The organism is Oryzisolibacter sp. LB2S, from assembly GCF_040732315.1.
Classification (GTDB): domain Bacteria; phylum Pseudomonadota; class Gammaproteobacteria; order Burkholderiales; family Burkholderiaceae_C; genus Alicycliphilus; species Alicycliphilus soli.
This window is the reverse complement of sequence record NZ_CP160388.1, coordinates 801,931-823,309: the sequence shown is the minus strand read 5'-3', so window position 1 is coordinate 823,309 and position 21,379 is coordinate 801,931. Positions and strand designations below refer to the sequence as shown.

Here is a 21,379-nt window from a genome sequence, read left to right as displayed (position 1 = left end):
CCTCGCCATCGGGCCGGGCCCTCGCGGCGCCCGGCCTTTTTCATGATGAACGACGACCAGCTGCTGCGCTACTCGCGCCATATCCTGCTCGACGAGATCGGCATCGAGGGCCAGGAGCGCATCCTGGCCGCCCATGCGCTGATCGTGGGTGCCGGCGGCCTGGGCTCGCCGGCGGCGCTGTTCCTGGGCTCGGCCGGCGTGGGCCGGCTCACGCTGGTCGATGACGACGTGGTCGACCTGACCAATCTGCAGCGCCAGATTGCCCACACCACCGAGCGCGTGGGCTGCACCAAGGTTGCATCCGCGGCGCAGGCCGTGCATGCCATCAACCCCCAGATTCAGGTGGAGGCCATCGCGCAGCGCGTGGATGGCCCCGCCCTGGACGCGCTGGTTGCGCAGGCCGACGTGGTGCTCGACTGCACGGACAACTACCGCACGCGCCAGGCCATCAACGCCGCCTGCGTGCGCGCGGGCAAGCCGCTGGTGGCGGGAGCGGCCATCCGCTTCGACGGTCAGATCTCGGTCTATGACCCGCGCGGTCGTGACACACCCTGCTACGCCTGCCTGTTCCCGCCCGACGCACGCTTCGAGGAGGTGGCCTGCTCCACCATGGGCGTGTTCGCGCCCATGGTCGGCATCATCGGCACCATGCAGGCGGCCGAGGCGCTCAAGCTCATCGCGGGCGTGGGCAGGTCGCTCGCGGGACGGCTCTTGATGCTCGACGGCCGCGACATGCAGTGGACCGAGATGCGCACCCAGCGCGACCCCGGATGCGCCGTGTGCGGAGCCCGGCACATGCGGCAAGAGTAGGAACCAGCCTACGGCGGCAGCCCGCGACTGCTGGCACCGCCGCCACGCCCTCGCCCCTACAGTAGCGCCCAGGGCCCGTGAGCGGGCCGGACGGGAACAGGGCCGTGAAGCTGCGCACCTACATCATCGAAGACAACGCCACCATCCGCGAGAACCTGATCGGCACCCTGGAGGAACTCGCCGACGTGCAGACCGTGGGCAGCGCCGAGACCGAGGAGGAAGGCACGACATGGCTCACCGCCCATGCCTCGCAGTGGGATCTGGCCATCGTCGACCTGTTCCTGCGCCAGGGCAGCGGCCTAGGCGTGCTGGCGGCCTGCGCGGGCCGCTCCAGCCAGCAGAAGCTCGTGGTGCTGAGCAACTACGCCACCCCCGACGTGCGCGTGCGCTGCGCGCAACTGGGCGTGGACGCGGTGTTCGACAAGTCCAACGAGATCGATGCGCTGGTCGACTTCTGCATCGTGCACGGCACGCGGCGCGCCTCGGCCGGCGCACCGTCCGCGGCGCCATAGGCTTTGATCGGCCTCAGTCGATCAGGCGATTCTTGAGCGCGTAGTAGGTCAGGTCGCTGTTGGACGACAGGCCCATCTTCTCCATGAGCCGCGTGCGGTAGGTGCTCACGGTCTTGACGCTGAGCGACAGGGACTTGGCGATGTCGCCGGCCGTCTCTCCCCTGGCGAGCTTGAGAAAGACCTGGAACTCGCGCTCGGACAGCTGCTCGTGCGGCGGCGCGCCGTCCTTGCGGTGCAGTTGCTGGGCCAGCAGATCGGCCACGGCCGGCGTCAGGTAGCGCCGCCCCAGGGCGATGGTGCGCACGGCCTCGACGATCTCGCGCGGCTCGCATTCCTTGTTCAGATAGCCGCTCGCGCCCTGGCGTATGAGGTTGATCGCGTAATGCTCCTCGGGGTAGCCGCTCAGGATCAGAATGCCCATGTCCGGCGCCTTGGCGCGCAGCATGGCGAGCGCATCCAGCCCGCTTTGGCCCGGCATGGCCAGGTCCATGATGAGCACGTCGATCTCCTGCGCGCGCACCAGGTCGATGGCCTCGCGGCCGTTGGCGGCCTCGCCGACCACACGCAGATCCACATGGTCCGACAGAAACTGTCGCAGGCCGGAGCGCACGATTGCGTGGTCATCCACAATGCCGATCTTGATCATCCCACCATCCTCCCGCGCGCCGCAGCAGCATGTCCATAATGGCTCTCACGGGCCGATCATAGGCGTTTCGGCCCTGCCCCATCGCCCCGGAGGAGCCCTCCCATGAACTGGTCGCGCCTGTGCAAGATGGCATTCAGCCTGCCTCTGGCCCTGCTGGCGGCGCTGCTGCTCGTGGGCATCAACGAGATCGGCTACATGGGCTCGCGCGACGCGGTCACCGCGCTCGCACGCTCGCACGCCACGCGCAATGCGCTCGATCGGCTGCAGCTCGACATGCTGAACGCGGAGACCGGCCTGCGCGGCTACCTGCTCACGGGCGACGAGCGCTACCTGCAGCCCTACCGCCAGGCGCTGGAGTCGATCCACACCAATGTAGAGGAGCTGCATCAGACCTACCTCCACCAGCCGCAAGAGCGCGACGAGTTTGCCCGGCTGTCGGAGCAGGTGGCACACAAGCTCGCGGAACAGGACCAGCTTCTGCGCCTGCGCCGCGAACATTCCGACCCGGCCTGGCACCCGGCGCTGCCCGTGGGCACCGGCAAGGACAGCCTGGACGCGATCCGCGCCAGCGCCGCAGGCCTCGTCGCCCACAGCGAGCAACAGGCACGGGACAGCGCCCAGGAGATCATGCGCTCGCTCAGGCTGTCGCGCCTGGGCATTGCGGCCGTGGCCCTGATCGGCCTGCTGGCCTTCTACATGTATCTGCGCCAGACCCATGCGCTGCATGCGGCCCATGAGCGCGCGCAGACGGCGCTGGCGCGCGAGCGTGACCGGCTGGAGCAACTGGTGCGCGAGCGCACGGCCACGCTGTCGCAGCTGGCCAACCACCTGCAGCAGGTGCGCGAGGACGAGCGCGCGCATCTGGCGCGCGAGCTGCACGACGAGCTGGGCGCGCTGCTCACGGCCGCCAAGCTCGATCTGGCGCGCCTGAAATCCCGCATGGACATGCAGCAGCCCGAGAACGCCGAGCGCATACAACACCTGACGGACACGCTCAACAGCGGCATCGCCCTCAAGCGCCGCATCATCGAGAGCCTCAGGCCCTCTTCGCTGTCCAACCTCGGGCTGACCGCGGCGCTGGAGATCCTGGCGCGCGACTTCGCCCAGCATGGCAACCTGCAGGTGGACACCAGCCTGGAGGACGTGCCACTGTCCGACGCGGCCCAGCTCACCGTCTACCGCCTGGTGCAGGAGTCGCTCACCAACATCGGCAAGTACGCCCATGCGCGCAAGGTGCTGATCTGCGTGCACCAGCACCCGGACCATGTTGCCGTGCAGGTGCGCGACGACGGCAGGGGTTTTGACATGGCCCGCATCCCGGCCGACGCCCATGGCCTGCTGGGCATGCGCCACCGGGTGGAGGCGGCGGGCGGGCAGTTTCACGTGCAGTCAGCCCCGGGCCAGGGCACCGTGGTTAGCGCAACCCTGCCTCGCCACGTTGCAGCATGAGCCATGGCGGCCGCCACAGGATGACGGGGCGGTGCAACAATGCACAGGCGGCGCCATGGACCGGCCGCATCGCCCTTTCATCACCAACCAAGGACTTCAGCATGAAATACGCAAGTGCCATCGCCTTCGCCCTGCTGACGGGCGTCACCATCGTCTCCACCGGCTGCTCCGTGGCGCGTGACCAGCAGACCGTGGGCTCCTATGTGGACGACACCGCCATCACCACGGCCGTCAAGGCCAAGATGGCCGAGGACAAGACCGTGTCCGCCACCGCCATCAGCGTCGAGACGCTCAACGGCACGGTGCAGCTGTCGGGCTTTGCCAAGTCGCAGGCCGAGAAGGACCGCGCCGAGTCCATCGCGCGCACCACCAAGAACGTGCGCGCCGTGCGCAACAGCATCGTCGTGCGCCCCTGAGAGGCCGTGGCCCTGCGCGCCCGGTATCAGCGCCTGCCGACCTTGTCCTGCAGGCGCGCGAGCACGCCGGGCGAGACAAACTGCGCGACATCGCCGCCGAGCGTGGCGATCTCGCGCACCAACGTGCTGCTGATGAACTGGTACTGGCTGCTCGGGGTCAGGAACACGGTCTCAATCTGCGGCATGAGCGCGCGGTTCATGCCGGCGAGCTGGAATTCATAGTCGAAGTCCGTCCCCGAGCGCAGACCGCGCACCATGGCCGCGGCGCCATGGGCGGCCGCAAACTCGGTCACCAGCCCCTCGAAGGGCTCGACCCGCACCTGCGGGCAGTCGGCCAGCGCCCCGCGCGCCATCTCCATGCGCTCGTCCAGCGTGAACAAGGTCTTCTTGTGATGCGCAATGGCCACGGCGACGATGACGCGGTCGAACAGCCGGGCCGCGCGGCGCAGCAGATCCTCATGACCGAGCGTGATGGGGTCGAAGGTTCCGGGATATACGGCAACAACATGCGCCATGGCGTCAAGTCTCCTGGTCTGTGGCGCCCGGCGCGGGCCCCAGGGGCGGATTATGCAGCGGCGCACCCGCCGCGCAGTTTCAACGCAAAACAGGCCTCCAGCGCCCTGCCATCAAGTGCTGAAAGCTCACTTATCAGTAGCATCCACCGCCCTGCGCAGCAGATGGGCATGCACAGCACCGGCCTTGAGGTGGCGGTGCAGGCACAGGCCCAGGGGGGTGAGCCGGTCCTCGCCCCAGGCCTCGGGCGCCTCGAGGTAGATGAAGCCGCCGGGCGCCACGGCCTGCGCGGCGGCCTGCAGCGCGGGCGCAAACAGCTCGCCGGCAAACGGCGGGTCGATGAGCAGCAGGTCCATGCTGGCGGGCGCGCATTGGCGCAGCGCGGCCAGGCCGTCGCCGCGCTGCACGCGCACGCTGGCCGCCTGCAGGCGCTGGCGCAGGGTCTCGAGCTGGGCGGCCAGGCCCGCGTCGCTCTCGACCAGCAGCACGCCGCCGGCGCCGCGTGAGGCGGCCTCGAACCCCAGGGCGCCCGTGCCGGCAAAGGCGTCCAGGCAGCGCCAGCCGGCGAGGTCCTGGCCCAGCCAGTTGAAGAGTGTCTCGCGCACGCGGTCCGGCGTGGGGCGCAGGCCAGGCCGGTCGGCCACGGGCAGGCGCGTGCGTCGCCACTGGCCGCCGATGATGCGCACCTCGCCCGCGCCTGCGCGCCCTCCCCTGGCCGGCGCGGGCCTGCGCGCGGGGCGGCTCAAGGCTGGCCCCCGACGACCACGGTCACCATGCGATCGGGCTGCAGGTGGCGCTCAAAGGCCGCGCGGATGTCGGCCACCGTGAGGGCCTGCACGCGGTCCGTCCAATGCTCGAGGTAGTCGAGCGGCAGACCGTTCCAGGCGATGTTGGCCACATTGGCCAGCAGCTTTCGGTTGCTGTCTATGCGCAGCGCAAAGCCGCCGATGAGGTTGTCCTTGGCGGCGCGCAGCTCGGCCTCGGTCGGGCCCTGGGCGACAAACCGCGCAAGCGTGTCATGCGCCACCTGCACGGCCTGCGCCGCCTGATCCGGCCGGGTCTGCAGGCCGATGACGAAGGCGCCCCGGTTCAGCCCCGGAGAGAAGTCGCTGTACACGCTGTAGCTCAGGCCGCGCTTCTCGCGCACCTCGGTCATCAGGCGCGAGGTGAAGGCCCCGCCACCCAGAATGTGGTTGCCCACGAGCAGCGCGAGGAAGTCCGGGTCGCGCCGCGCAATGCCCAGCTGGCCGATCAACACCTGGGCCTGCGCGGCGGCGAAGGGGATGGACTCCTGCACCGGCTTTTGCAGCGGCTGCGCGTCGGGCACGGGGGCCAGCGGCGCGCAGTCGGCGCCGCTGCGCTCGGGCAGGCGGGACAGCAGCCGGCGCACCAGGGTCTGAGCCTGGGCCCGGTTCAACGCCCCGACGATGCTCACGCGCGCACCGCAGGCGCTCACGGCACGCTGGTGGAAGGCCTTCAGATCGGCCACGTCAATGCGCGCCAGCGTCTGCTCGTCGGGCTTCTGGCCATAGGGGTGGCTGCCGTAGACGGCGCTGGCAAAGGCCTTGCTCGCCACCGGGCCGGGGCGGGTGTAGGACTCCTTGATGGCCGCGCTCCAGCGCGCGCGCTCGCTGGTCCACACGGGCTCGGGGAAGCTCGGCTGGGCGATCTGGCGCGCGGCCAGACGTGCGGCGCGCTCGAGCAGGTCGGGCTCGGTGAGCGAGCGCAGCGCGTACTGGAAGCTGTCGCGCCCGGCCTGGGCGCCAAAGCTCGCGCCCAGGTCGGCCCAGGCCTCGCCGAGGTCGTTCTCGTCGAGCGCGGGCTCGTCCACCCCACCCACCGTCACGCCCGCCGTCACGCCCTTGGAGCTCATGAGCGCGGCGGCCGCGGCCAGTCCGGCCTGGGGCGCGGGGTCGCGACGCGCGCCGGCATCGAAGTCCACCTGCACGTCCACCATGGGGATGGCCGGGCTCTCGACCAGCCAGACACGCGCGCCGTTCGGTTCCGTCCAATGCTCTATCGGCAGCAGCGCCCAGGCGCTTTGGGCATAAAAAACGGCTCCAGCGCTTACCAGCAAAGCGCGAGCAGCTATCAATTTAATTATCTTGATCATTTCCGTTGTCCTTCACTGTCACGACGCCCCACGCGGGGGCCGCCGTGCAAGGGCCGCCCCGCGGCACCGGCGGCGTCCCCCTGCCCGCGCAGCGCAGCGAAGCGAGTGCGGGGGGAAGGCGCGCAGCGCCACAGGGGGGTGTGGCATGTCAATGCATGCGCCCACCGGCGTCGGTTGCGGGGGCGGCGCGCTTCTTCGCGCCCTGTGCCACGGGCTGGGGCAGCAGCGTGGCCACGGTGAGCTGGTCGTCGCCAAAGTAGCGCGCGGCCACGGACTGCACCTCCTGGGGGGTGACGCCGCGCAGCAGCTGGAGCAGGCGCTCGTCCGCGTCCAGCGGCAGGTCCTGCACCCAGTTGCTGCCCAGGTCGCTCGCCTGGCTGTAGAGCGAGTCGCGCGCGTAAATGGTCGATGCCGCCCACTGCGTCTTCACGCGTTCGAGCTCGGCCGCGCTCACGCCATCGCGCGCCACGCGCGCGAGCTCGGCGCGCAGCGCCTGCTCGACCTGGGCCGCGGTCTTGCCCGCGGCGGGCACGCCGGTCATCAGAAACAGCGAGGGCCCACGCCCGAGGATGGAGGCCTGGCTGCTCGCGCTGTCGGCCACGCGGTCGTCGCCCTGCGTGAGGGCGCGCTCCAGGCGCGCGCCGTCATAGCCGCTGAGCACGGCCGAGAGCACGAGGAGTGCCAGCGCGTCGCGGTCGTCGGCATCCATGGGCGCTATGCGCTTGATGCCCGGCACATGGAAGGCCAGCGCCACATAGGCCTGCTCGGCCGGCGCCTTGAAGGCGATGCGGCGCAGGCCCTGCTGCTCGGGCTCGGTGCGCGGCTTGCGCACGGGCAGCGCGCGCTCGGGGATGACGCCATAGGTCTTCTGCGCGAGCGCCAGCACCTGGGCCGGCTCCACGTCGCCGGCCACCACCACGACGGCGTTCTGCGGCACATACCACCGGCGGTGAAACTCGCGCACGTCGTCGGGCGTCATGGCATCGAGGTCGCTCATCCAGCCCACCACGGGCCGGCGGTAAGGCGAGGCGATGAAGGTCGAGGCGTAGAGCTGCTCGATGAGCGCGGCGCGCGGCTGGTCCTCGGTGCGCATGCGGCGCTCCTCCTTGACGACCTCGATCTCCTTGGCGAACTCGGCGTCGGGCCACTGGTTGTGGGCAAAGCGGTCGGACTCGAGCCGCATCACGTCAGCCAGACGGCTCGCCGGGATCTGCTGGTAATAGCCCGTGTAGTCGCGGCTGGTGAAGGCGTTCTCCTGCCCGCCCAGGGCCGCCACGCGGCGCGAGAACTCGCCCGGCGGCAGCTTCTTCGAGCCCTTGAACATCATGTGCTCGAGCACATGGGCCACGCCCGAGGTGCCGTCGACCTCGTCCATGGAGCCCACACGCAGCCAGACCATGTGCACCGCCGTGGGCGCACGCCGGTCAGGCTGGACGATGAGCTGCATGCCGTTCCTCAAAGTGAACAGCTGCGCCCCCGTGGAGTTCGTGGCGAGCGGCGCAACGGTGGGGAAAGCCGATGCGGACTGTGCCCCCGCATGCAGGCAGGCCAGCAGGCCCAAAAGGGTGATAGCGCGTTTCATAGAATGGCTGCGATTCTAAGAACCCAGCGATGTTCAGTTTCTTCAAGAAAAAATCCCCCTCGCCCGCCGCGCCCACCGAGACGCCGGCGCCCGATGCCGCACCCGCCACCCCTGTCTCCGCCCCACAGGCCGACACGCCTGCGACCGACACGCCCAAGAGCGGCGGCGCCCTCGGCTGGTTGCGCAAGTCCCTGGGTGGCCAGGATGCACCCGCAGCCCAGGCTCCAGCCACACCGGACGCGGCCCCGCCCGCCGTGCCCGAGCCTGCCCCAAAACCCGAGGGCGCGCGCCAGGGCTGGATGGAGCGCCTGAAGTCCGGCCTGCGCAAGACCGGCAGCTCCATTGCCACGGTGTTCACGGGCACGCAGATCAACGACGCGCTCTACGAGGAGCTCGAGGACGCGCTGCTCATGGCCGACACGGGCGTCAAGGCCACGCAGCATCTGCTCACCGACCTCAAGCGCCGCGTGAAGGAGACCAAGACCACCGAGCCCGCCGCCGTCAAGGCGCTGCTGGCCGACGCCCTGGCCGACCTGCTGCGCCCGCTGGAAAAGCCGCTGGTCATAGGCGAGCACAGCCCCACCGTGATCATGGTGGCCGGCGTGAACGGCGCGGGCAAGACCACGTCGATTGGCAAGCTCACCAAGCATCTGGCCGACCATGGCGAGAGCGTGCTGCTGGCCGCGGCCGACACCTTCCGCGCCGCGGCGCGCGAGCAGCTCGGCGTCTGGGCCACGCGCAACACCGTGGAGATCATCAGCCAGGAAGGCGGCGACCCCGCCGCCGTGAGCTTTGACGCCGTCACCGCCGGGCGCGCGCGCGGCAAGGACGTGGTGCTGGTGGACACGGCCGGCCGCCTGCCCACGCAGCTGCACCTGATGGAGGAGCTGAAAAAAATCCGCCGCGTGGTCACCAAGGCCGAGGCCAGCGCCCCGCACGAGGTACTGCTGGTGATCGACGGCAACACCGGCCAGAACGCCCTGACCCAGGTGCGCGCCTTCGACGATGCGCTGCAGCTCACGGGCCTGATCGTCACCAAATTGGACGGCACGGCCAAGGGCGGCGTGCTCGCGGCCATCGCCCAGGAGCGGCCCGTGCCGGTCTACTTCATCGGCGTGGGCGAGAAGGTCGAAGACCTCGAAACCTTCAACGCGCGCGAATTCGCCCAGGCGCTGCTGGCCTGAGAGGCCTTGAGGCAGCGCGGGTTCCTATCCATCCACCTGCTGCACCACCCAGTCGGCGTAGTCCGCTTCAGCCTGCTCGGTGCGCGTGAGCAGCTGCGGCACCTCATAGGGGTGCTGGCCCCGCAGCCAGGCGCAGAGCGCGGGCGCGGCCTGGGGCAGGGTCTTGCAGACCAGACGCCACTCGGCATCCTCCTGCTGCGCGCCCTGCCAGACATAGTGCGAGTCAATCGCCTGCACCTGCACGCAGGCGGCCAGCCGCGCCTGCACGGCGCCCGCGGCCAGGCGCCTGGCGTCGGCGGCACTGGCGACGGTGGTGGTCACGACGGCGATGGATGGCGTGGTGTCAGGCATGGCGCAAATCCCCAGAAAGGCTGCGGTTCTACCACCCTCGGGGGAACTTTGCGATTAGCACTCCCTCCAAGAGAGTGCTAACATGCCCCTGTATGGAAGAAAGGATTTCTGACATGAACCTCCAGACTGCCTCCACCGCGACGACGCTGGCGCCCGCCAACCCCTGGGCCCTGGTTCCTCCGCTGGGCAACCTGGACGCGTACATCTCGGCCGTCAACCGCCTGCCCCTGCTGACGCAGGAGGAGGAGCAGCGATACGCGCAGCAGCTCAAGAACGACAACGACCTGGAGGCCGCGGGCCGTCTGGTGCTGTCGCACCTGCGCCTGGTGGTGTCCATCTCGCGCCAGTACCTGGGCTATGGCCTGCCGCATGGCGACCTGATCCAGGAAGGCAACGTGGGCCTGATGAAGGCCGTGCGCCGCTTCGACCCGGACCAGGGCGTGCGCCTGGTGAGCTATGCCATGCACTGGATCAAGGCCGAGATCCACGAATACATCCTGAAGAACTGGCGCATGTTCAAGGTGGCGACCACCAAGGCCCAGCGCAAGCTGTTCTTCAACCTGCGCTCCATGAAGCAAGGCTTCAAGGCCGATGCCATCGACGCCGACACGCACCGCGAGACCCTGTCCGAGCATGAGATCGACCTCGTGGCCGAGCAGCTCAACGTCAAGCGCGAAGAGGTCATCGAGATGGAAACGCGCCTGGCCGGCGGCGACGTGCTGCTTGACCCGGCCCCAGCGGACGACGGCGAGCAGGCCTTCGGCCCCATCGCCTATCTGGCCGACGCGGCCCATGAGCCCACGGCCATGATCGAGTCGCGCCAGCGCGACATGCTGGCCACCGACGGCATTGCCACGGCGCTGGCCGGCCTGGACGCGCGCAGCCGCCGCATCGTCGAAGAGCGCTGGCTCAAGGTGAACGACGATGGCTCGGGCGGCATGACGCTGCACGAGCTGGCCGCCGAATACGGCGTGAGCGCCGAGCGCATCCGCCAGATCGAGGTGGCGGCGATGAAGAAGATGAAGAAGGCGCTGGCCGAGTACGCCTGAGCGTCTTTGAGCTCCTTGGAGCTCCTTTCGGCGCCCGGCCCGGCAGCCAGACAACCCAGGCGCGCAGCCCTTGCAGGCCGCGCGCCTTTTTTCTTTCCAGAGGTTTACCCATGCACTCCCATTTCCGCGCGCGCCGCGACCTGCTGGCCCTGGGCCTGGCGTCGGTCTGCGGCGCAGCCCTGGCCGACAAAGGCGCCACGTCGGCCACGCCAGGCTGGCCAACCAGGCCTCTGCGCATCATCGTTGGCTTTCCGCCGGGCTCCTCGCCGGATCTGACGGCGCGCACCTTTGCCGAGCCCCTGTCCAAGGCCCTTGGGCAGCCGGTCGTCGTGGAGAACAAGGTGGGCGCGGGCGGCAACATCGGCGCCGACGCCGTGGCCAAGGCGCGCGACGGCCACACGATCGGCCTGTTCATCAACGGCAATCTGACGATCGCCAGGCTGCTCAACCCTCAGGTGCCCTACGACCCGGCGCGCGACCTGGCACCGCTGTCGCTGATCGGCGTGTCGCCGCTGGTGCTGGCCGCACCCGCAAGCCAACCCGGCATGCCCGCGGGCAACGACGCCCGCGCCTTTCTGCAGGCCGCGCGCCAGGCCGGCGACCGCTGGAACTACGGCACGCCCGGCGTGGGCACCGTGGGCCATCTGGGCATGGAGCTGCTCAAGGCGCGCACCGGCATCGCCCCGGTGCATGTGCCCTACCCCGGCTACCCGCAGGTGGCCAGCGCCATGCTCGGGGGCCAGCTGCAGATGGCGCTGCTGCCGCCGGCGCTTGCGCAGGCGCAGGAGCGCGCGGGCAAGCTCAAGCTGATCGGCGTGACATCTGCCGGGCGCAGCGCGCTCGCCCCCCATGTGCCCAGCCTGTCGGAGGCGGGGGTGCGCGACTTTGAGCTCGAGATCTGGAATGCCTTTGCGGCCCCGGCCGCCATGCCCGCACCGGTGCGCGCGCGGCTGGCCACGCTGATCGGAGGCATCGCCCGCAGCCCCGAGGTGCGCAGCCAGCTGTTCCAGCAGGGCTGGCAGGCCGTGGGTTCGTCGGCCGAGGGGCTGGCCCGGCGCATGCAGGCCGACACGGCCACCATGGGCCGCGTGATCCGCGAACAGGGCATTCGGGCGGAGTGAGAGGCTGTGCGCGTTGCCGGTGTCAGAGGCTGTGAGCATTTCCCTCGTGCCCGAAAGGCGCGCCACAACGCACCCGATCGAGGCGCAAAACGCAGACATAGCCCGGGCTATGGCGAGTATTTGCAACGACGAGCGGGGGTGTTGTGGCGTGCAAGGCGGGCATAGGGGAAAAACTCACAGCCTCTCAGCGCGCCTCGGCCAGCAGCGCGCGCACGTCGGCAGTCAGGGCCTGCGCCCCGCTGCCGTAGCGGTGGTACACGCGCAGGCGCCCCTGGGTGTCGTAGATGTAACTGCCCGCGGAATGGTCCATGGTGTAGCTCGTGGGCGTCTGGCCGTCCACGCGCTTGTAGTAAATCTTGAAATCCTTGGCCACGGCCGCGAGCTGCTCGGGCGTGCCACGCAGGGCGATGAAGCTGGGGTCGAAGCTCGCCATGTAGGCCTTGAGCATGTCTGCCGTATCGCGCTCGGGATCGACGGTGACGAAGATGCCCTGCAGCCTGTCGCCGTCGGCGCCCAGCGCGCGCTTGACCTCGGCGAGCTCGGACATCGACGTGGGGCACACGTCGGGGCATTGCGTGTAGCCGAAGAACACCACCACCACCTTGCCGGCAAAGTCCTTGAGGGTGCGATTCTTGCCGTACTGGTCCTCCAGCGGCAGGTCGCGCGCGTAGTCCATGCCGGTCAAATCCACCCCCTGGAACTTGGGGCCCTGCGGAGAACATGCAGAAAAAATGCCTGCAGCGCCCATCCACAAAGCGCAAGCAGCTATTCTTTTGAGAGTATCGCGTTTCAACATCACAGCACGTAGTGATCCACCAGCAGCGCCGCGAAGAGCAGGCTCAGATGGATCAGGGAAAAACGAAAGGTCTTGCGCGCGAGCACATCGGAGTAGTCGCGCCAGAGCCAGTAACCATATACGCAGAACGTGGCGCTGAGCAGCACGGCGGCGCCCAGGTAGATCCACGAACTCATGCCGCAGATGAAGGGCATGAGGCAGCCGGCAAACAGGATCAAGGTGTACAGGAATACCTGCAGCCGCGTGTACTCGTTGCCATGGGTGACGGGCAGCATGGGCAGGCCGGACTTGCGATAGTCCTCCACGCGGTAGAGCGCCAGGGCCCAGAAATGCGGCGGCGTCCACAGAAAGATAATCAGGCACAGGATCAGCGACTGCGCCTCCACGGCGCCCGTCATGGCGGCCCAGCCGAGTACCGGCGGCATGGCACCCGACGCCCCGCCGATGACGATGTTCTGCGGCGTGAGCGGCTTGAGGATGACGGTGTAGACCACCGCATAGCCGACAAAGGTGGCGAAGGTGAGCCACATCGTGAGCGGGTTGACCCACCAGTACAGCAGCGCCGACCCGACCACGCACAGCAGTGCGGAAAAGCCCAGTGCCTGCCCGCGCGTGAGCTCCCCCTTGGCCGTGGGGCGCCAGGCGGTGCGCTTCATCCGGGCGTCGATATGGCGTTCGACCAGGCAGTTGAAGGCCGCGGCCGCGCCCGCCACCAGCCAGATGCCCAGGCTGGCCAAGGCCATCACGCCCCATTGGGCAGCGCTGGGCAGACCCGGCACGGCCAGCACCATGCCAATGAAGGCGCAAAAGACGATGAGCTGCACCACCCGCGGCTTGGTCAGCGCGTAGAACTGCGCCATGCGCGAGGGCAGCGTCGGCTGTCCCCCCATGGCAAAGGATGCCGCACCGGCAGACACAGGGCTGGGTGCGGGGGCTGGTACTACGCTCATGCGGACACTCCATGGGATGCAGACACGCGCGCCCGGGCAGCGGGCGCGCCGGCGGCAACGGGGCGGCTGGCTGCCAGCGCCCAGGTCAGCACCACGACCAGGGCCGCGGCCCCGCCCGTGTGCAGCACCGCGGCCACCAGGGGCCAGTCCAGAATCACGTTGGACAGGCCGGTGATCAATTGCAGCAGCGCCAGCGCCGCAAGCCAGCGCGCCTGATCGGGCAGCACCTGCGCACGCCGCATGCGCCAGACGAGCAGCGCCAGCACCAACAGCACGCCATAGGCCGCGAGCCGGTGCACGTAGTGGATGGCTGTCAGGGCGGCAAATCCGATCAGGCTGCCGTCGCGCAGCATGCCCAGGGGGCGCCAGAGCTCGAACCCCTGGGCGAAATCCATCACGGGCCACCAGCTGCCCTGGCAGTGGGGAAAGGTGGTGCAGGCCAGCACCGCATAGTTGGTGCTGACCCAGCCGCCCAGCACGCATTGCAGAGCCACCAGAGCCGCCGCCGCCCCGAGCAGCCGGCGCAGTCCCACGGCCAGCGGCACGGGCGCCGTGCCACGGCTGTGCTGCGTCTGGCGCACGGCCTGCACACACAGCAAGGCCAGCAGCACCAGCCCGCCGATCAGGTGCAGCGTGACGATGGCCGGGAACAGCTTCATGGTCACCGTGAGCGCGCCGAACGCCCCCTGCAGGCAGACCCAGACCAGCGTGGCCGTGGGCCACCAGGGGCTCAGCACACGATGGGCGGCGCGCTCGCGCCATGCCCCCACGGTGAGGGCGATGATGAGCACGCCCACGCCCGTGGCCAGGTAGCGGTGGATCATCTCCACCCACGCCTTGCCATGCGTGACCGGCCCCGTGGGCAGGGCCTGCTGCGCGGCCGAGATCTCGGTGTGTGCGCCCATGGGACTGGCGCTGCCGTAGCAGCCGGGCCAGTCGGGGCAGCCCAGGCCCGAGTCGGTGAGCCGCGTGAACGCACCGAACATGACCAGGTCGAAGGTCAGGAACAGCGTCAGCAGCGTGAGTGCCTGCAGGCGCCGCACCGGTGTGCTGCCACGGCTTCTCCACCACACCCACGCCAGCGGCCCGAGGGCGATCGCCGCACCCAGGGCCATGATCTCCAGCAGCGGCGCCAGATCGTAGAGCGGCTGCGCGCCGTTCATTGCGCGCCCTCTTGCCGGCCGGCCTGATCCCAGGATGCGGAGGCGCGCAGCAGCCGGTCCAGGTCACGCCTGGCCTGGCCTGCGCCGGCCTTGTCCAGCCGCGGTGCAAAGCGCATCATCCAGTTGCCCATGGGGTCGACGACGTACAGGTGCTCGGACAATGCGTGCCCCTGTGCAGGTGCAAGCCAGTCCGCGAGCGCCCGGCCATCGACGCGCAGCACGGTGGCCTGGGCAAGTGCCGCCGCGATGTCCGCGGGGGGCTGGACATCGTCCGTCACCAGCCACACCCAGTCCACGCGCTCCTTCTCGCGGCCCATGGCCTCGCGCAGCTGACGCTGCAGGTACAGGTTGTTGCGGCAGTCGTCGGCGCAGGCGCCGCCGGATGCGCTGACCAGCAGCCACTGGCCGCGCAGCTCGCCCAGCGCCAGCTGCCGTCCATCGGGCGCGGCGACGTGCAGGTCTGCCGGCATGGGCCGCTGCGGCACGATGAGCTCACCGAAGTTGCGTCGGCCTTCGGGGCGGATCACGTAGTAGGTGAAATACGAGGCAATCACGGGCGCCGCGCATACCAACAGCAGGGCCAGCAACTGCCAGCGCCCCACGCGCCGACGCCGCTGCGTTGCCGGCTCAGGCCCGGGACTTTGCACCACGGCGGGAAAAACGTCGGACGAACTGGAACCAGACATAGAGAACAACTACCAGAGCACAAAGCCCAAACCATTGAAACGCATAACCATAGTGCTTGTCCACTCCGGTATTCACGGGTGCCCAGTCGCGGCGCAGGCCGTCGCTGGCGTCATCCGTCTGCAAGACCATCATGGGCAGCAGCGGCAGTCCGGTCTCCGCAGCATACGCCGCCACGTCGAGGTTTTGCCGTATGCGCGCCTCCCGGTCACCGCCTGCCGACGGGCCAAACTCGTACAGGCGCACGACATGGTCGGTCACGCGGCCCTGCAGCTGCACCTGGGTGGCAGGTGTCTGCACCTGCGGCAGACGCGTGCGCTCCTGAAAGTCGCGCGGCACCCAGCCCCGCTGCACCAGCACCACGGCCTGGCCGCCGCTCAGGCGCAGTGGCGCAAGCACCCAGAAACCAGGCTTGCCCTGCATCTGGCGATTGTCCAGATACACCATCGCATCCGGCAGCCATTGCCCCTGCAACACGACCTTGCGATGCAGGACCGCACCCAGGTCCCCGGGCTGCAGCTGCAGCAGATCGCCATTGCCCAGCGCCGGCATCTGCGCCCGTGCGTCGATGTCGGCCTGCATGGCCTGCTTCTCTGCGGCCCGCGACAGCTGCCACGCTCCCAGCATGCCCGTGGTCACGGCAGCCGCCAGGGCAGCCAGGGTCACGAGCCAGAAGCGCAGGCCCATACGCGCGTGTGCAATGTTCACCTGATAATGGGTCCCATGAAGATTCTGGTGGCCTTGGCGTTTCTCGCCATCATCGCAAGCCTTGGTTCAGCGCTGTTTTTCATGATGCGCCGCGATGGCAACGATAGACAGCGCGGCAGGCAGATGGCGCGCGCCCTGGCGCTGCGCGTGGGTCTGTCGGTGGTGCTGTTCCTGTGCCTGTTGGCGGCGTGGAAGCTGGGCTACATCCAGCCCACGGGCTTGCCCGTCGGCCCACACTGACCATCGACGCCAGCAAAAAAGCGCCTTGCGGCGCTTTGTCTGTGTGGCCGCAGGCCCTCACATCCAGTAGACGAGTATATACAGCCCAAGCCAGACCACGTCCACGAAGTGCCAATACCAGGCCGCGCCCTCGAAGCCGAAATGCCGCTCGGCCGTGAAGTGACCGCTTTGAAGGCGCAGGGTGATGAAGAACAGCATCAGCATGCCCACGAAGACGTGAAAGCCATGGAAGCCCGTGAGCATGAAAAAGGTGGAGCCGTAGACGCCCGATGTCAGCTTGAGGTTCAGGTCGGTGTAGAGATGGAAGTACTCATAGCCCTGGACACACAGAAAGGTGAAACCCAGCAGCACCGTGAGCCACATGAAGCCTATGGCCTTGCCACGCTGGTCCTCGCGCAGCGCGTGGTGGGCGATGGTCAGTGTCACGCCCGATGACAGCAACAATGCCGTGTTGATGGTGGGCAGCCAGAATGGCCCCACGGTCTGGAAAGGTTCGACCACATTGGCCGGCGAGGCCGTGGCGCCGGCCACCACGCTGGGCCAGGCCGCCTTGAAGTCGGGCCACAGCAAGGCATTGTCCAGGCTGCCCAGCGCGGGCACGGAATGCGCCCGGGCCCACCACAGTGCGGTGAAGAAGGCACCGAAGAACATCACCTCGGAGAAGATGAACCAGCTCATGCTCCAGCGGTAGGAGATGTCGATCTTGCGCCCGTACAGACCCGACTCGCTCTCGTGTGCGGCATCGCGGAACCACTGGAACAGCACCACCAGCCACCAGGCAATGCCGAACCAGAAGGCGTACTGGCCCCATTGCTCGCCATTGATCCACTGGCTCGCCCCCAGGATCACGAAGAACAGGCCGAACGCCGCCATCACGGGGTGGCGCGACGGTGCAGGTACGTAGTAATGGGGCTGCGCCGTGCCCGGGGTCGATGTACTCATGTCAGCTCCTCGATCTCTTGTTGATGTCTTTCCATGTAGCCCGCCTGTCACACCACCCAGCGGACCACGCCTATGAGCAGCAGTACCAGCAGAAACAGCCCCACCAGCCCGACGACCAGCACCTGCAGGGGCCGCAGCGCGTGCTGGTCCTTGCGGAATTCGTCACCGTTGCGGATGCCGAGCATGGCCCAGGCCACGGCGCGCACGGTGCGCCACAGCGACGCGTCGGCGCCGGCCGGCTGCCGCTCGCCATGGCCGGTCATGAGGCACCCGCCCCGGCCCCTGGAACCACGCCCACGGTGGACTGTGGCGCAGCAGGGATCTTGCCGCCGACCTCGAAGAAGGTGTAGGACAGCGTGATCGTCGTGACATCCCGGGGCAGTCGCGGGTCGATGACGAAGACCACCGGCCATTCGCGCTTTTCGCCGGGGTCCAGCGTGTACTCGCTGAAGCAAAAGCACTCGAGCTTGTTGAAATGCGGCGCAGCCTGGCGCGGTGCGTAGCTGGGAATCGCCTGGGCGGACATGCGCCTGTCCTGCACGTTCTCGAACTCGTAGAGCACGGTCGCCATCTCACCGGGATGAACCTGCATGGTGCGCCGTGCCGGCCGGAACTGCCAGGGGCCGCGTGCATTGGCATCGAACTCCACGGTGATGGTGCGGCTGGTGTCGACCTGGGTGTTCTTGACCCTGTCACGCGCGTCCTGCGCGGCCACGCCATTGCCCGGCACCTGACGCTCGGTGAGCGACAGGATGTTCACACCCGTGGCCTCGCAGATGGCCTTGTAGGCAGGGATGAGCAGGTAGCCGAACGAGAACATGCCCAGCGTCACCACCACGAGCTTGCCGAGCATTCTGAGGTTGTCACCGCGCCGCGCCATGCCCGCCTCCGCCGTCAATGCGCCAGCAGCAGGTAGCGCTGGACGATGAAGCCGACGAACAGTGCCAGCACCACGGCCGCCAGCATCAGCCCCAGGCGCAGGTTGCGCCGACGTTGCTCCCTGTTCGTCATGAGGTCATCACTCCTGTCGCGGCCGCGCGCTCAACCCACCACCCGCGTGGCCGTGGCATCGAGCTTGGGCGGGGTTTCGAAGGTGTGGAAGGGCGCGGGCGACGGCACTTCCCATTCCAGGCCCTCGGCAGCTTCCCACGGGCGCTGCGGCGCCTTCTCGCCCTTGCCGCGCAGCATGGGCAGGACCACAGCGAAGAAGAAATACACCTGGGCCGCGCCGAAGAAGAAACCGCCGATGGAGGCAATCATGTTGAAGTCGGCAAACTGCATCGGGTAGTCGGCATAGCGGCGCGGCATGCCGGCAAGACCCAGGAAGTGCATCGGGAAGAAGGTCACGTTGAAGGAAATCATCGACCACCAGAAGTGGATCCTGCCGCGCGTCTCGCTGTACATGACGCCGCTCCACTTGGGCGACCAGTAGTAGTACGCGCCATAGATGGCAAACAGCGAGCCCGCCACGAGCACATAGTGGAAGTGGGCAATGATGTAGTAGGTGTCCTGGATCTGCGTGTCCACTGGCACGACGGCCGGGATGACGCCGGTGAAGCCGCCGATGGTGAACACGAAGATGAAGCCCACGGCCCAGAGCATCGGGGTCTCGAAGCTCATGGAGCCGCGCCACATGGTGGCCGTCCAGTTGAACACCTTCACCCCCGTGGGTATGGCGATCAGCATGGTGCCGTACATGAAGAACAACTGGCCCGTGACCGGCATGCCCGTGGTGAACATGTGGTGCGCCCAGACGATCATGGACAGTGTGGCAATGGCGGCAATCGCGTACACCATGGAGGTATAGCCAAACAGCTTCTTGCGCGCGAAGGTGGGCACGATCTGACTGATCATGCCGAAGGCCGGCAGGATCATGATGTAGACCTCGGGGTGGCCGAAGAACCAGAAGATGTGCTGGTACATCACCGGGTCGCCACCGCCCGCGGGGTTGAAGAAGCTGGTGCCGAAATGGCGGTCGGTCAGCGTCATGGTGATGGCACCGGCGAACACCGGCATCACGGCGATCAGCAGGTAGGCGGTGATCAGCCAGGCCCAGCAGAAGATGGGCATCTTCATCAGCGTCATGCCCGGCGCACGCATGTTCAGGATGGTGACGATGATGTTGATCGCCCCCATGATGGACGAGGCGCCCATGATGTGCAGAGAGAAGATGGCGAAGTCGAGCGACTTGGGCATCTGCGCCGACAGCGGCGCATACAAGGTCCAGCCGCCCGCGGGCGCGCCGCCATCCATGAAGAAGGTGGCCGAGAGCATGATGCCTGCCGGTATCAGCAGCCAGAAGCTCAGGTTGTTCATGCGCGCGAACGCCATGTCGGAGGCGCCGATCTGCAGCGGAATCATCCAGTTCGCAAAGCCCACGAAGGCCGGCATGATGGCCCCGAACACCATGATCAACCCATGCATGGTGGTGAACGAGTTGAACATCTCCGGGTTCACGATCTGCAGGCCGGGCTGGAACAGCTCGGCGCGGATCAGCATGGCAAGCAGCCCGCCCACCATCAGCATGGTGAACGAAAACAGCAGGTACAGCGTGCCTATGTCCTTGTGGTTGGTGGCGAACACCCAGCGCCTCCAGCCGACGGGCTGATGGTGGTGATCGTCATGGCCGGCGACATGCCCGTGGTTGTCCAGAACTGCGCTCATGGTCGAATCCTTGATAGTTTGCGTTGGGCCTTGTGCCTTGCCTTCACTTGCGGCGCTGGGCCACGACCTCTGCGGGCTGCACCAGCTGGCCCGTCTTGTTGGACCATGCGTTCTTGGTATAGGTGATCACGGCCGCCAGATCGGTGTCGCTGAGCGCCGCCCAAGAAGGCATGGCGCCATTGCCCGCTCCCTTGAGCACCAGCTGGATCTGCTGCGCATGGTCTTCGGCCTTGACGATGGCCGAACCATCGAGCGCCTTGATGGCTCCCGCACCCTTGCCATTGGCCTGATGGCAGGCCGCACAGTTGGCGGCATAGACCTTCTCGCCACGCGGCAGCAGGGCCTCTAGGGTCCAGACCTTGTTCGGGTCGTCGCGCCGGGCTGCGGCTGCCTTCTGCTCCGCATTGACCCAGGCGGTGTACTCGGCCTGGGGCAGCACCTTCACGTGGATGGGCATGTAGGCATGCTCCTTGCCGCACAGCTCTGCGCACTGCCCGTAGTAGTCGCCGGGCTTTTCGGCACGAAACCAGGTGTCGCGCACAAAGCCGGGAATGGCGTCCTGCTTGACGCCGAACGAGGGCACCATCCAGGAGTGGATGACATCGTTGGCCGTGGTGATGATGCGGATCTTCTTGTTCACGGGCACGACCAGCGGGTTGTCGACCTTGAGCAGGTAGTCGTCACCCTGCGGGGTGCCGGCGCTAGAGAGTGCGCGCTGCGAGGAGTCCAGCGTGGAGAGAAAGCCTATGCCCTCGCCCTCGCCGGCCAGGTAGTCATAGCCCCACTTCCACTGGTAGCCCGTGGCCTTGATGGTGAGCTCGGCGTTGCTCGTGTCCTTTTGCGCCACGATGACCTTGGTGGCCGGCGCCGCCATGGCGATCACGATGAGGAAGGGGACGACCGTCCAGGTGACTTCGATGGCCGTGGATTCATGAAAATGCGCGGCCTTGGCGCCGCGCGACTTGCGGTGATGCCAGATCGAATAGAACATGACACCGAACACGCCGACAAAGATGATGGTGCAGATGATCAGCAGCATCCAGTGCAGGTCATGCTGTGCATCGGCGATACGGGTGACTGGAGGGTGCAGATTGAGCTGCCGCACAGCGGGGCCGCCGGGCAGATCCTGCACCGCATGTGCAGCCCCTCCCAGGGATGTGAGCGCTATCAGCAACAGCGAGGCCAGTTTGTTGGAAGTGCTTGTCATGGTTCCTCTTGTCTCTCAGCTCCAGTTGACCAGTCCCTTGTGGCCCCGCCGGCCGCCCGGCGCTGCGCAAAGCCTTGCGACGGTGGGGCCATCGCTTGTTCAATCAGTCAGACCGCTCTACCGGCAGCCTGTTGTCTCCGTGGCACGGCATCACGGGGCACACCCCGCATGGACACTCATGGCCGCATTCAGCATGCCCAGCCCCGCAACCAACGGCAATACGCGTTAGTCCCAGGGGAAGAACATCGTGCAGCACGACACAGACAGAGCACCGAAGGC

25 protein-coding genes are annotated in these 21,379 nt (G+C 67.8%); 8 read left to right on the top strand and 17 right to left on the bottom strand.

All coding sequences use genetic code 11. The annotated features are described in order from the left end of the window. The first annotated feature begins 45 nt into the window (after positions 1-45). Both moeB and ABUE11_RS03860 read left to right on the top strand, forming a co-directional pair. On the top strand, positions 46-810 hold the full coding sequence (gene moeB / locus ABUE11_RS03865; protein ID WP_367068739.1) for a molybdopterin-synthase adenylyltransferase MoeB: 765 nt from the start codon (positions 46-48) through the stop codon (positions 808-810). Between the two features lie 104 nt (positions 811-914). Beyond that, entirely contained in the window at positions 915-1,322 is a 408-nt protein-coding gene (locus tag ABUE11_RS03860) for a response regulator (protein WP_367067766.1), read from the top strand. A 13-nt stretch (positions 1,323-1,335) separates the two neighbouring features. Here ABUE11_RS03860 and ABUE11_RS03855 read toward each other — a convergent pair whose 3' ends face one another. Next, positions 1,336-1,968: a response regulator transcription factor gene (locus tag ABUE11_RS03855; protein WP_367067765.1), complete on the bottom strand. Its 633-nt coding sequence runs from the start codon at positions 1,966-1,968 to the stop codon at positions 1,336-1,338. 102 nt (positions 1,969-2,070) lie between these two features. On the opposite strand from ABUE11_RS03855, the gene ABUE11_RS03850 reads away from it, so the two are divergent. Together ABUE11_RS03850 and ABUE11_RS03845 are read left to right on the top strand one after the other, a co-directional pair. Beyond that, positions 2,071-3,417: a CHASE3 domain-containing protein gene (locus tag ABUE11_RS03850; protein ID WP_367067764.1), complete on the top strand. Its 1,347-nt coding sequence runs from the start codon at positions 2,071-2,073 to the stop codon at positions 3,415-3,417. A gap of 101 nt (positions 3,418-3,518) precedes the next feature. Continuing rightward, entirely contained in the window at positions 3,519-3,833 is a 315-nt protein-coding gene (locus ABUE11_RS03845) for a BON domain-containing protein (RefSeq protein ID WP_367067763.1), read from the top strand. A 26-nt stretch (positions 3,834-3,859) separates the two neighbouring features. Here ABUE11_RS03845 and coaD read toward each other — a convergent pair whose 3' ends face one another. The 4 genes from coaD to ABUE11_RS03825 form a co-directional block, all read right to left on the bottom strand. Further along, positions 3,860-4,348 carry a pantetheine-phosphate adenylyltransferase gene (gene coaD, locus ABUE11_RS03840; protein ID WP_367067762.1) on the bottom strand — a complete coding sequence of 163 codons (489 nt, stop codon included), beginning with the start codon at positions 4,346-4,348 and terminating at the stop codon, positions 3,860-3,862. 126 nt (positions 4,349-4,474) lie between these two features. Then, positions 4,475-5,092: a 16S rRNA (guanine(966)-N(2))-methyltransferase RsmD gene (gene rsmD, locus ABUE11_RS03835; protein WP_367067761.1), complete on the bottom strand. Its 618-nt coding sequence runs from the start codon at positions 5,090-5,092 to the stop codon at positions 4,475-4,477. Next, a complete protein-coding gene (locus ABUE11_RS03830; RefSeq protein ID WP_367067760.1) occupies positions 5,089-6,459 on the bottom strand; it encodes a pitrilysin family protein in 1,371 nt (456 codons plus the stop codon). Before ABUE11_RS03830 ends, rsmD begins: the two co-directional genes overlap by 4 nt. Positions 6,460-6,607: 148 nt before the next feature. Continuing rightward, positions 6,608-8,041 carry a pitrilysin family protein gene (locus ABUE11_RS03825; RefSeq protein WP_367067759.1) on the bottom strand — a complete coding sequence of 478 codons (1,434 nt, stop codon included), beginning with the start codon at positions 8,039-8,041 and terminating at the stop codon, positions 6,608-6,610. Positions 8,042-8,070: 29 nt separating this feature from the next. Between ABUE11_RS03825 and ftsY the strand changes: the two genes are divergently transcribed. Beyond that, positions 8,071-9,225 carry a signal recognition particle-docking protein FtsY gene (gene ftsY, locus ABUE11_RS03820; protein WP_367067758.1) on the top strand — a complete coding sequence of 385 codons (1,155 nt, stop codon included), beginning with the start codon at positions 8,071-8,073 and terminating at the stop codon, positions 9,223-9,225. A gap of 24 nt (positions 9,226-9,249) precedes the next feature. Here ftsY and cutA read toward each other — a convergent pair whose 3' ends face one another. Then, positions 9,250-9,576 carry a divalent-cation tolerance protein CutA gene (gene cutA / locus ABUE11_RS03815; protein ID WP_367067757.1) on the bottom strand — a complete coding sequence of 109 codons (327 nt, stop codon included), beginning with the start codon at positions 9,574-9,576 and terminating at the stop codon, positions 9,250-9,252. A 113-nt stretch (positions 9,577-9,689) separates the two neighbouring features. On the opposite strand from cutA, the gene rpoH reads away from it, so the two are divergent. After that, entirely contained in the window at positions 9,690-10,625 is a 936-nt protein-coding gene (gene rpoH / locus ABUE11_RS03810; protein ID WP_367067756.1) for an RNA polymerase sigma factor RpoH, read from the top strand. Between the two features lie 110 nt (positions 10,626-10,735). Further along, positions 10,736-11,746: a tripartite tricarboxylate transporter substrate binding protein gene (locus ABUE11_RS03805; protein WP_367067755.1), complete on the top strand. Its 1,011-nt coding sequence runs from the start codon at positions 10,736-10,738 to the stop codon at positions 11,744-11,746. A 184-nt stretch (positions 11,747-11,930) separates the two neighbouring features. Here ABUE11_RS03805 and ABUE11_RS03800 read toward each other — a convergent pair whose 3' ends face one another. The 5 genes from ABUE11_RS03800 to ABUE11_RS03780 are packed head-to-tail and all read right to left on the bottom strand — an operon-like array spanning position 11,931 to position 16,026. After that, on the bottom strand, positions 11,931-12,494 hold the full coding sequence (locus ABUE11_RS03800; protein ID WP_367067754.1) for an SCO family protein: 564 nt from the start codon (positions 12,492-12,494) through the stop codon (positions 11,931-11,933). 47 nt (positions 12,495-12,541) lie between these two features. After that, positions 12,542-13,432: a heme o synthase gene (cyoE, locus tag ABUE11_RS03795; RefSeq protein ID WP_367068738.1), complete on the bottom strand. Its 891-nt coding sequence runs from the start codon at positions 13,430-13,432 to the stop codon at positions 12,542-12,544. A gap of 56 nt (positions 13,433-13,488) precedes the next feature. Further along, positions 13,489-14,655, bottom strand: a complete 1,167-nt coding sequence (locus ABUE11_RS03790) for a COX15/CtaA family protein (protein WP_367067753.1) — start codon at positions 14,653-14,655, stop codon at positions 13,489-13,491. Next, positions 14,652-15,305, bottom strand: coding sequence for a hypothetical protein (locus tag ABUE11_RS03785; protein ID WP_367067752.1), 654 nt, complete (start codon positions 15,303-15,305; stop codon positions 14,652-14,654). Before ABUE11_RS03785 ends, ABUE11_RS03790 begins: the two co-directional genes overlap by 4 nt. Continuing rightward, entirely contained in the window at positions 15,283-16,026 is a 744-nt protein-coding gene (locus tag ABUE11_RS03780) for an SURF1 family protein (protein WP_367068737.1), read from the bottom strand. Before ABUE11_RS03780 ends, ABUE11_RS03785 begins: the two co-directional genes overlap by 23 nt. A 36-nt stretch (positions 16,027-16,062) precedes the next feature. Between ABUE11_RS03780 and ABUE11_RS03775 the strand changes: the two genes are divergently transcribed. Next, a complete protein-coding gene (locus ABUE11_RS03775) occupies positions 16,063-16,287 on the top strand; it encodes a twin transmembrane helix small protein (RefSeq protein ID WP_367067751.1) in 225 nt (74 codons plus the stop codon). A 57-nt stretch (positions 16,288-16,344) separates the two neighbouring features. Here ABUE11_RS03775 and ABUE11_RS03770 read toward each other — a convergent pair whose 3' ends face one another. From ABUE11_RS03770 to coxB, 6 genes are read right to left on the bottom strand one after another with little or no spacing between them, the layout of a single operon-like run. Then, entirely contained in the window at positions 16,345-17,229 is an 885-nt protein-coding gene (locus ABUE11_RS03770) for a cytochrome c oxidase subunit 3 (protein ID WP_367067750.1), read from the bottom strand. A gap of 47 nt (positions 17,230-17,276) precedes the next feature. Further along, a complete protein-coding gene (locus ABUE11_RS03765) occupies positions 17,277-17,492 on the bottom strand; it encodes a DUF2970 domain-containing protein (protein WP_367067749.1) in 216 nt (71 codons plus the stop codon). Further along, the gene (locus ABUE11_RS03760; protein WP_367067748.1) at positions 17,489-18,109 is read right to left on the bottom strand and encodes a cytochrome c oxidase assembly protein; all 621 of its coding nucleotides are present in this window, start codon (positions 18,107-18,109) and stop codon (positions 17,489-17,491) included. Before ABUE11_RS03760 ends, ABUE11_RS03765 begins: the two co-directional genes overlap by 4 nt. Positions 18,110-18,123: 14 nt before the next feature. Beyond that, the gene (locus ABUE11_RS03755; protein ID WP_367067747.1) at positions 18,124-18,240 is read right to left on the bottom strand and encodes a cytochrome oxidase small assembly protein; all 117 of its coding nucleotides are present in this window, start codon (positions 18,238-18,240) and stop codon (positions 18,124-18,126) included. A gap of 30 nt (positions 18,241-18,270) precedes the next feature. Continuing rightward, the gene (ctaD, locus tag ABUE11_RS03750) at positions 18,271-19,893 is read right to left on the bottom strand and encodes a cytochrome c oxidase subunit I (protein ID WP_367067746.1); all 1,623 of its coding nucleotides are present in this window, start codon (positions 19,891-19,893) and stop codon (positions 18,271-18,273) included. 43 nt (positions 19,894-19,936) lie between these two features. Continuing rightward, a complete protein-coding gene (gene coxB / locus ABUE11_RS03745) occupies positions 19,937-21,100 on the bottom strand; it encodes a cytochrome c oxidase subunit II (protein WP_367067745.1) in 1,164 nt (387 codons plus the stop codon). Positions 21,101-21,379: the final 279 nt, after the last annotated feature.